The sequence below is a fragment of the Bacillus sp. JJ1127 genome (assembly GCF_036965845.1).
Lineage (GTDB): Bacteria > Bacillota > Bacilli > Bacillales > Bacillaceae_G > Bacillus_A.
Genome location: NZ_JBALQK010000035.1, coordinates 3136 through 11935, shown reverse-complemented (window position 1 = coordinate 11935; position 8800 = coordinate 3136). Strand labels below are relative to the sequence as shown.

Genomic DNA, 8800 nt, shown 5'->3' with positions numbered 1-8800 from the left:
TCATTTCAGCTTCCGCTATAACATCCACTTCTTCCTTGGTGCTTATTTCTTTTTCTTCCGCTACAGATTCCAATTTATTTTCTGGTTTTATAATAAACGTCTTCTGCATGTTCAAATTAGCCTCATTAAGTGTAGGTTGTGCAATATATATTATCGATCGCTTATCTTTAGCTTTGCTCTGTTTCCGTTTCAAGTCAATTCCCTCCCATTCTTACAAACTCCCACTGTTAGATGTATATTCACGTGATACGGAAATTTGCTTTATTTTTTATATGTAGACATGTGATTTCATGTATCTTCTCACTCCATACAATATGAATTGATTATCAGCTTTCCTTATTCCCTTTACCTACCATGATTTCTGAGGTTATAAGCCTTAAAGTATTGGACTACATCACTATAATTAAACAACTACTGTTTTAAGGATTCCGCTTTTATTATTCTTTACATATCCGTCAGCCTTGCCATGAGAAAAAACAGTCATAATCAAATTCAATATTGCATAAAGAAAATGTGCCTATATATGAAATAGATAACGATATATCTATACATCCTCAAGTTTTTCATAACTTTATCTTTTAATATCTTTTCAAATGTCCTGTCTCAAATTAAGCTAAATTTTTGGGATGAACTATAGGGGATTGGACGTCCTTAGCATAAAAAAATAGGAATTTGTCCATTTCAAATCTACTCCTATTTGCATTAAATATAATGTACTAAATAAGAAAAGAAGGTGAAAATATGTTTGATTGTTGTGGATCACATCATCATGGTTCTCATTTTAAGATGGCTGTTTCATGTCCTACCCCTGGCACTATCTCTGTTCCTTTTCCTACTAATCTTTGTCCTCCTTGTGTTGCTGGATTTTTAGCTAGAACCGCAGCTTTAAATACTGACCTAGAGAGAATTGTTACTACTGGATCAGTTGTGGATATTCCACTAGATGCAGCTAGTATTGGAAATGGTATTGGTTTTAACGCTGGTACCGGTAAACTTGTAATTCTAACAAGCGGATTTTATAACTTATTTTACCAATTTAAAGCTTTTTCTAGAGGAGGAAATATTGACGCTGCATCAACTCAACTGACTGCCGGCGGAATCGCTATTCCTGGCTCTCAAGCTACGGCGACCCTTAGCCTCATGGGTAACCCTAAAACAGTTGAAGTCCCATTCGCTCAGCGGCCACCTGCACCTGTCTTTTTAGCTGCGGGAACTGAAATCGGAATTCAACTTTTTGGCATTGTTACTCCTGGCAATTCGCCAGACTTGCTTACTATTACGACTGCAGTATTAACAATTGAATCTGCTTTTTAATGAAAAAGCAATGTACAGAGGATTCTCTATACATTGCTTTCTTTTTCATCCCCCAATATAACATTTAAAGACTACATGGAATGTTCTCACCTATAATGCCTATCTATCCTCTTTCTATACACTATCATTCTATATTCAGTTCTTTTTCAGGAAAAACTATACCGAGCAATTCTATGATTCTATGTGAAAAAGTGTGTTCATTTTGAACTCTTTTTATGGCCCTTGAAGCTATCGTTTTTCTTTCTTCCTCATTGTTTAAATAATATTCTATCTTTTCTATAAGGTCCTGAGGTGTACGATATGTTTCAATATCATAGCCAGGTTTATAAAATTCACCTAAATCCGGACGAATATCCGTTAGTTGAAAAGCTCCGCAAGCAGATATTTCAAATGTTCGAGGATTAAGAGATAAAGCTTCTATCTTTTCACTATTTTTATTAATAGTCGGGTCATCATGTGAACGATGTAGGTTAAGTACGATTTTTGCCCCATTATAGTAGCTTGCTGTTTCTTCAGGAGACAGCCAATGATTTGCATTGATTCTTTGCTGCAGCAAATGATAATTCTGCATATTTTTCCAGCCAACACCGGAAATGAGTATATTTTTATTTACCAAATAGTTCGCAATTTCATCAAAAAATCTTACACGATTTGAAAATGCCACTCCAATAAACAAAATATCTGTTTTATATTTTTCATCAACCTCCCTCGGATAAAATACATTAGGATCTGCAGCAAGCGGCAGATGATAAACATTTTGACATCCTATCGATTTATAGAAAGAAACGCAATTTTTTTCTTGTGTAAAAACAAATTCATAAAAAGGTGCAATTTTTTTGCTTTGGTCTATAACATATGGATCATCCGTCATCCATACAGCTGTTTTTATTCCATTCCTCTTCAGCATTTCTACTTGATAGTAAGGTAGTTTGAATCCGCTAAAGACAAGGACAAGATCTGGTTTTACTTTTTGGGAAACTCGCACTAAATCCTGCTTTGGTGATACTACATGTAATTCCCGAACAGCCTCTTTTAGACTATCAATAATTCCTCTTTCTAATGGCCAATATGGGACATCGTATTCAGAGGATACAAATATGATGATGAGATTTTTAAAGTTTTTTTGCGAAATTGGATTGGAATTATTTTGAGAGGAATTTAGAGGATGATCATAAGAATTCCGATATCCATAATCTTCTTTCATGATATTTTAATGCGCTCCTTCCTTGGGGCATAATTATGATAAAAAAATATTTTTAGTTGAAACTAATACAATAATTCCAGTTGCAAAATAGCGCCTCTTAATTCATCTGAGATTCACCATTATCGAATACCTTTATTACAGTCGCTGGTGCATAAAGCAAATTCTCTAATTATCAGACATGATTTTAATTACATATAAATACTACATATTTTTCTCTCAAGAAATACCCCCTTAATACCTCAGAGTCTTTCTCTATAAAAATAAGGTAGAATAATTACTATTCTACCTTATTTTTATGAATCTAAAATGAATTATTTTGTATTACAAATTGCTTTCTTCTATACATCATTTATATCTCAATAATCTAGAAAACCCGTATTCCTCTTAAACCATATTCCCTGTTCATACAATCTCTTAATCGTGGCAGCCTGTTCACCAAACTATACATTCCAAAATAATCGCCACTGATTATTCATAATATAAGTACCATAACTCTGAAGAAAGATATTTCTATTTTCTTCGTAGCCTTCTGTACTTATAACACCACAATCATGAAGACACCAAGGACTTACTTGTTTAACAACACCTACTTCATATCCCAATTTAACAAACTCTAAGCTTTGGGAAATATCATAAAAATGCCAACCTTGAAATATATCTTCTCTCCATACAAGATCGTACTGAGTGAACATGATGAAGCCATCGATAGCCAACACCCTTTCATATTCATTTATTACACGATGAAACCATAACAGCTCCGTGTTCCCCTTTGTAGGGGCATGATATAACCCTCCATACGTAAATCTACGTGGCCACCCAGAAATACTTGGTATCCTTTTCGCCCCTAATACTCCAGCCATTCCTAATTTTTGGTTTTTTTCAAATAATGTAATTATATCGTATAGAAAGTTTTGATTTAAAATATAAGTATCCTGATGCAGGTATACCTTATACTTCGCATCACTTTTTTTCATTGCCTCATTATATCCAGATGTAAGACTAACTGCATTTTCAATAGCTATTGTTTCTATTTCATAACCATTAGGAATCTTCAAGGATTGAATATGCTGTAAAGCCGTATTGTACTCATCAAAATTATTCACACAAGATATGAAACAAACTTTTTTATTATTCATCAATAGGTCCCCTATTAATCTAAAAATTATAGTTATTTTTTCTTCTTCATATTTTTAAGTCCTCCTTTTTTAAATTATGCATTAACCTCCTTTCGGCTAATTAAAAACGTGTAATTTCCATATAAATTTATATACACCCTCTCACTCCGACACAAATATAAGTCCTTCCTCTACAATAAAAAACCTAAGTTTCTATAAAGAAGAACTTGTAAACAGTTCAATTTAAGATACTACATTCTTCACCTTACCTTGTATAAAAATCCTTTAGGATGAAAGGTTAAAAAGAATTTATGCTTACTTTCATCTATGACAAACTCATTATTCCTTCTCATAAATTCCTCTAATGCTTCCATAGGTCCTGGTCCCCAATTCGGTAATACGGGATGACCATTTATATTTGTATCCTCTACAACTAAATAACTTCCTGCTGTAACAAATTTACCATATAATCTTAATTCATCAAGCACATGTTTTTTGCTGTGGTCGGAGTCTAAAATCGCCATTACTACATCTCCAGGATTAATCATACTTTGGACTTTTTCTATCGCTTCAGGGGATGTTGAAGATGCCTGTAAATAAGTTAATCGTGGATGAGTAGGAAGATTGGGCTGAGGTGCTATATCAATAGAAATAATTTTTCCTTTTTGAACTAAATCCAGCATTGATGAAAAAAATAACGCACTTCCTCCACTATGTGTCCCGCATTCAATAATGAGATCAGGCTTGATTTCATGAATTATTTCCTGATATAAAAATAAATCTAAAGGACATTTTTGCATTGGAACCCCTAACCATTTCGTGCTCGTGGCCCATACTAAGCTTGTATAGTAATGTTTGTGAAATTCTTCAATAAGCCTATACATATAGAACACCTCTCATCTACATTTTCATTTTATTCTATAAAAAATATATACACTAAGAATATAGTTTAAGTGTTAAGTTATACACCAATTAACTCTTAATATTCAGAAAATAAATTCTATAAAAACCAAGAATACATTACATAATAACAAATAAAGTAAAAACATCGTAGGAAGAATCAACAAACCTTACCTAAAAGATTCAACTTTTTTGTTTTCGCCAATATACTGCGTAATTATCAATTCGAATAAGTGGTTCTGTAATATTATATTCCCTACGAAAATCTGTAACGGCTGGTTTACACGTATCTAATTCATAATCGTCAATGATAATAACCCCCCCCTTTGATACCTTACTATATAAATTTGTTAAACTATCCATTGTAGATTCATAAAGATCACCATCTAGTCGCAAAATTGCTAATTTGTCAATTGGGGCAATAGGTAACGTATCCTTAAACCACCCTTTTAAGAATCGAACATTGTCATCAAGCAAATTATATTTTCGAAAATTATTCTTTACTTCTTCTAATGATGCGCGCAAATAATCAACGGTATGTAACCAGTTTAATAGTTTATCCTTTGGATACTTTGCTTCATTTGCAGGTGGTAATCCCTGAAAAGAATCTGCTAACCATACCTTACGGTCTTCAATTCCATGAACCTTTAAAAAACCACACATAAATATACAAGCGCCTCCTCGCCACACACCTGTTTCAATAAAATCTCCTTCTATATTTTCTTTTAGAACCGTTTCCATACACATCTGTAAATTATCCATACGCATACGCCCAATCATACTATGAGCCATTTGTGGCCAGATTTCTCCCATTCTATGTTTTTCAGGATCTACAGCCATTGTCCTATTAAAGATACTTCCCATAATATCTTGTTCATGTTCCTGCCAAATTTCAAACAAAATCGTCTTCTTTAATAATTCAAGATACATTTCTTTCTCTCGTTCTATATACACGATATCCTCTCCTTACCTAAAAGAATTAATCTTTTGATTTTCGCCAATACACTGCATGATTGTCGATTGAAATAAGAGACTCCGTAATATTGCGTTCTCTACGAAAATCCGTAACTGCTGGTTCACAGGTAGGCAATGCATAATCATCAATGATAATAAAACCACCCTTTGATACCTTATCATATAAATTTGTCAAACTATCCATTGTAGATTCATAAAGATCACCATCCAGTCGTAAAATCGCTAATTTATCAATTGGAGCAATAGGTAACGTATCCTTAAACCACCCTTTTAGAAATCGAACATTTTCATCAAGTAAGTCATACTTTTGAAAATTCCCCTGTACTTGTTCTAGGGATACACGCAAATAATCAATCGTATGAAACCCGGCTCCTCTATCTCTCGGATACTTTATTTCATTTGGAGCTGGCAACCCTTGAAACGAGTCCGCCAACCATACCTTACGCTCTTCAATTCCATGAATCTTTAAAAAACCACACATAAAGATACAAGCACCTCCTCGCCACACACCCGTTTCAATAAAATCTCCTTCTATATTTTCTTTTAGAGACGTTTCCATACACATCTGTAAATTATCCATACGCATACGTCCAATCATACTATGCGCAAATTTCGGCCAGATTTCTCCCATTCTCTTTTTTTCAGGATCTGCAGGTATTGCTTGATTAATACCCCACCCCGAAAGAAGATCCTCTTCATGCTCTTGCCAAATCTCAAACAAAATCGCTTTTTTTAGTAATTCAAGATACATTTCTTTCCTGCGGTCTGTATACATAATCTCCTCCCCTTCATACGATATTGATATAAGATTATGTTCATTTTCATAATAATAAGTCCTTCAAAGTCACTATTATTACCATGTTACTTTACCCATAGAAACACTCAATGAATTTATCAATCGCACGCCACTTCCAATATATTCATAAAAAAACAAATCATTACTTTCACTTTCACAAAATCTATAACTATCACTAAGGCTATTAATATAACTTAAAAGAAATTCTAAAGCTTAAAATTTAACATTATATACAACATTGAAATTCCCCTTCATCTCTTCATTTCTATAAAAAAGATGTCCTGTTGCTGTAAACTACGGTAATAGGTCATCAATTGTTAAATGAATGATCAATATAAAAAAATAAATTTCATCCTTATTTAAAGCAGCCCACTATTCTGTTTTACACCTTGATGCTCGATCACACATTTTTTATTGAAGCATAAGAAGGTACTATTAAATCAATCTACTTTTTTTAATATAGTAATGATTTCTGTTATGTTTTGTTCAAATTTTTCAATACTAAAACTATTATTCAAATATTCTATTGTTTTAACTAAAAACTCATAAAAACTATGATAATCCCATACATGGAAATGTATGTTTAATTCCTTTTCCATATATTCATTTGCTTGACTAATGACTTCTTCTTCCGGTATTTTATTAACAAGTTTAGCCCATTCAAGATAATGATTATATCTTGAGATTTCCGGCCCCTGTAAATGATCTTGCACACAGTGTTCAAACAACGTTAATTCACGATTCTTATCAAAGCAAAATCGTTTATCTGGAATCACTAAGTAAACCATTCCATTATCTTTTAACTTTTGCATAAAGTTCTTAATTGTTCCAATCGGATCTTCACAATGTTCTAACATATGATTACATATGATGAAATCTAACGAGTTGTCGTCTATTTTGGTTAATTTTTCTCCATCCTCAACAATATCTACTATTACAAAATCATAATTGCTTAATTCCGGATAATACCTACGTAAACTTTCCTTATCCATTCTATCAATATATTTAATAGAATCGATTCCCTCTAAACTTCTTACTGGTAATGGGCTATGAAGCGCACCTATCTCAATACCTACTCCATGTAAATAATCCCTGGCAACTTCAATACGTTTTTTTGTAACAATATCATATTTCAATATTTTAGGACTTCCAATTAAATGCATATTCGTTCCTGAAACTTTTACACTAATTAAATGTTCTTTACCATCCTTTAAATACCAGGGAACTGGATATTGAAAGGCATGATAGCCAGTTCCTTTTCCATGTTCTACTAAACCTTCACGGAATAGATTAGCTGGTATTGTTACAATTAGTTGATCAAAATCATATATATCAACATTTACAACTTGATCGTCCCTATCTTTATTCATTACCCATCCCAGAAGCATATGGAGATCACAAATATCAAAGAACCCTTCAAAGTTCAAAACAAACTCCCTCCCATTTGAATTTAATTTTCTTTCCAACTTATATATTTACGTATCATTTTTTTGAAAATTAAAGAATATAAGCGTGCAAGTTTTCCATGTTTTGTAGAACCCCCTAAGCTTAATTGTGGTATAATACATTTTTTTAAACCTCATAATCTACTATTCTCCCCTTTAAAATTATCAAATAAAATATTCCTGTGACATTTGGTAGCTATGTCTAGTAACATATTAGATAAGCTACCCTTGACTGTGTAAAATAAAAGGTTATTTTTCGATACTTCCTTAGCTATGTGGATTTCTTATAAAACTATTACAAGGTTCATAGCAATTGTTTTTAGAAAACATATTCAGGATAATTTTGAACAACGATCTTCCTATTTTCTTCATAGCCAGTAAAATCTAGAGAACCACAGTCATGAATACACCAAGGACTGCCTTGTTTCACAACCCCTACTTCATATCCAGCCTTTATAAACTCAAGACTCTGGGAAACATCATAAAAATGCCACCCTTGAAATAAATCGTCTCTCCACATAAGATCATACTGAGTAATCATTATTAAACCATCAATAGCCAACACTTTCTCATAATCATTTATTGCCTCATGAAGCCCTAATAACTCGAAGTTACCTTTTCCTTTCGAACTATCATACACACTTCCGTATATCTCTGAGCTAGCCCACCATAATCCATTTGGGGCAGTTTTTGCTCCTATTACTCCAATCATTCCTAATTTAGAATAGTTCTCAAACAATCTAATTACATCATATATAAATTGTTCGTTCAGGATATAAACATCCTGATGAAGATAAACTTTATATTTCGCATCACTTTTTTTCATTGCTTCATTATATCCAGATGTAAGACTTGTAGCATTTTCGATAGCTACAGTTTCAATCTTATAACCATACGGAACCTTCAAAGAATCAATATGACGTAATGCTACATTGTACTCTTCAAAATTATTAACACAAGATATAAAACTTATTTTTTTACTACTCATCTAACCTTCTCCTATAAATTCAGAATTTGATTTATTTTCCATTCTGATTTTTTTCATATTTTA

General features: G+C 32.7%; 8 protein-coding genes and 1 pseudogene. 1 reads left to right on the top strand and 8 read right to left on the bottom strand.

Going from position 1 to position 8800, the window contains the following annotated elements:
- A pseudogene (locus tag V7183_RS04395) lies at positions 1 to 193 on the bottom strand (hypothetical protein); the annotation flags it as partial.
- 548 nt (positions 194 to 741) lie between these two features.
- On the opposite strand from V7183_RS04395, the gene V7183_RS04390 reads away from it, so the two are divergent.
- Positions 742 to 1314 carry a hypothetical protein gene (locus tag V7183_RS04390; RefSeq protein ID WP_335358803.1) on the top strand — a complete coding sequence of 191 codons (573 nt, stop codon included), beginning with the start codon at positions 742 to 744 and terminating at the stop codon, positions 1312 to 1314.
- A 124-nt stretch (positions 1315 to 1438) separates the two neighbouring features.
- On the opposite strand, the gene V7183_RS04385 is transcribed toward V7183_RS04390, so the two are convergent.
- From V7183_RS04385 to V7183_RS04355, 7 genes are all read right to left on the bottom strand, one after another.
- Positions 1439 to 2518 (bottom strand): CgeB family protein, encoded by a 1080-nt coding sequence (locus V7183_RS04385; protein ID WP_335358802.1) that lies wholly within the window; start codon positions 2516 to 2518, stop codon positions 1439 to 1441.
- A gap of 440 nt (positions 2519 to 2958) precedes the next feature.
- Positions 2959 to 3654: a glycosyltransferase family protein gene (locus tag V7183_RS04380; protein WP_335358801.1), complete on the bottom strand. Its 696-nt coding sequence runs from the start codon at positions 3652 to 3654 to the stop codon at positions 2959 to 2961.
- 239 nt (positions 3655 to 3893) lie between these two features.
- Positions 3894 to 4517 (bottom strand): CmcI family methyltransferase, encoded by a 624-nt coding sequence (locus tag V7183_RS04375; protein ID WP_335358800.1) that lies wholly within the window; start codon positions 4515 to 4517, stop codon positions 3894 to 3896.
- A gap of 199 nt (positions 4518 to 4716) precedes the next feature.
- Positions 4717 to 5463 (bottom strand): TylF/MycF family methyltransferase, encoded by a 747-nt coding sequence (locus V7183_RS04370; RefSeq protein WP_335358835.1) that lies wholly within the window; start codon positions 5461 to 5463, stop codon positions 4717 to 4719.
- Positions 5464 to 5512: 49 nt separating this feature from the next.
- On the bottom strand, positions 5513 to 6283 hold the full coding sequence (locus V7183_RS04365; protein ID WP_335358799.1) for a TylF/MycF family methyltransferase: 771 nt from the start codon (positions 6281 to 6283) through the stop codon (positions 5513 to 5515).
- A 461-nt stretch (positions 6284 to 6744) separates the two neighbouring features.
- Complete coding sequence (locus V7183_RS04360) at positions 6745 to 7731, bottom strand: methyltransferase domain-containing protein (protein ID WP_335358798.1); 987 nt, start codon at positions 7729 to 7731, stop codon at positions 6745 to 6747.
- Between the two features lie 337 nt (positions 7732 to 8068).
- On the bottom strand, positions 8069 to 8737 hold the full coding sequence (locus tag V7183_RS04355) for a glycosyltransferase family protein (protein WP_335358797.1): 669 nt from the start codon (positions 8735 to 8737) through the stop codon (positions 8069 to 8071).
- Between the last annotated feature and the right edge of the window lie 63 nt (positions 8738 to 8800).

Excerpts from the sequence above, each read along its gene's own strand:
- V7183_RS04390 (WP_335358803.1), top strand. The coding sequence starts at position 742 with ATGTTTGATTGTTGTGGATCACATCATCATGGTTCTCATTTTAAGATG.
- V7183_RS04385 (WP_335358802.1), bottom strand. The coding sequence starts at position 2,518 with ATGAAAGAAGATTATGGATATCGGAATTCTTATGATCATCCTCTAAAT.
- V7183_RS04380 (WP_335358801.1), bottom strand. The coding sequence starts at position 3,654 with ATGAATAATAAAAAAGTTTGTTTCATATCTTGTGTGAATAATTTTGAT.
- V7183_RS04375 (WP_335358800.1), bottom strand. The coding sequence starts at position 4,517 with ATGTATAGGCTTATTGAAGAATTTCACAAACATTACTATACAAGCTTA.
- V7183_RS04370 (WP_335358835.1), bottom strand. The coding sequence starts at position 5,463 with ATGTATCTTGAATTATTAAAGAAGACGATTTTGTTTGAAATTTGGCAG.
- V7183_RS04365 (WP_335358799.1), bottom strand. The coding sequence starts at position 6,283 with ATGTATACAGACCGCAGGAAAGAAATGTATCTTGAATTACTAAAAAAA.
- V7183_RS04355 (WP_335358797.1), bottom strand. The coding sequence starts at position 8,737 with ATGAGTAGTAAAAAAATAAGTTTTATATCTTGTGTTAATAATTTTGAA.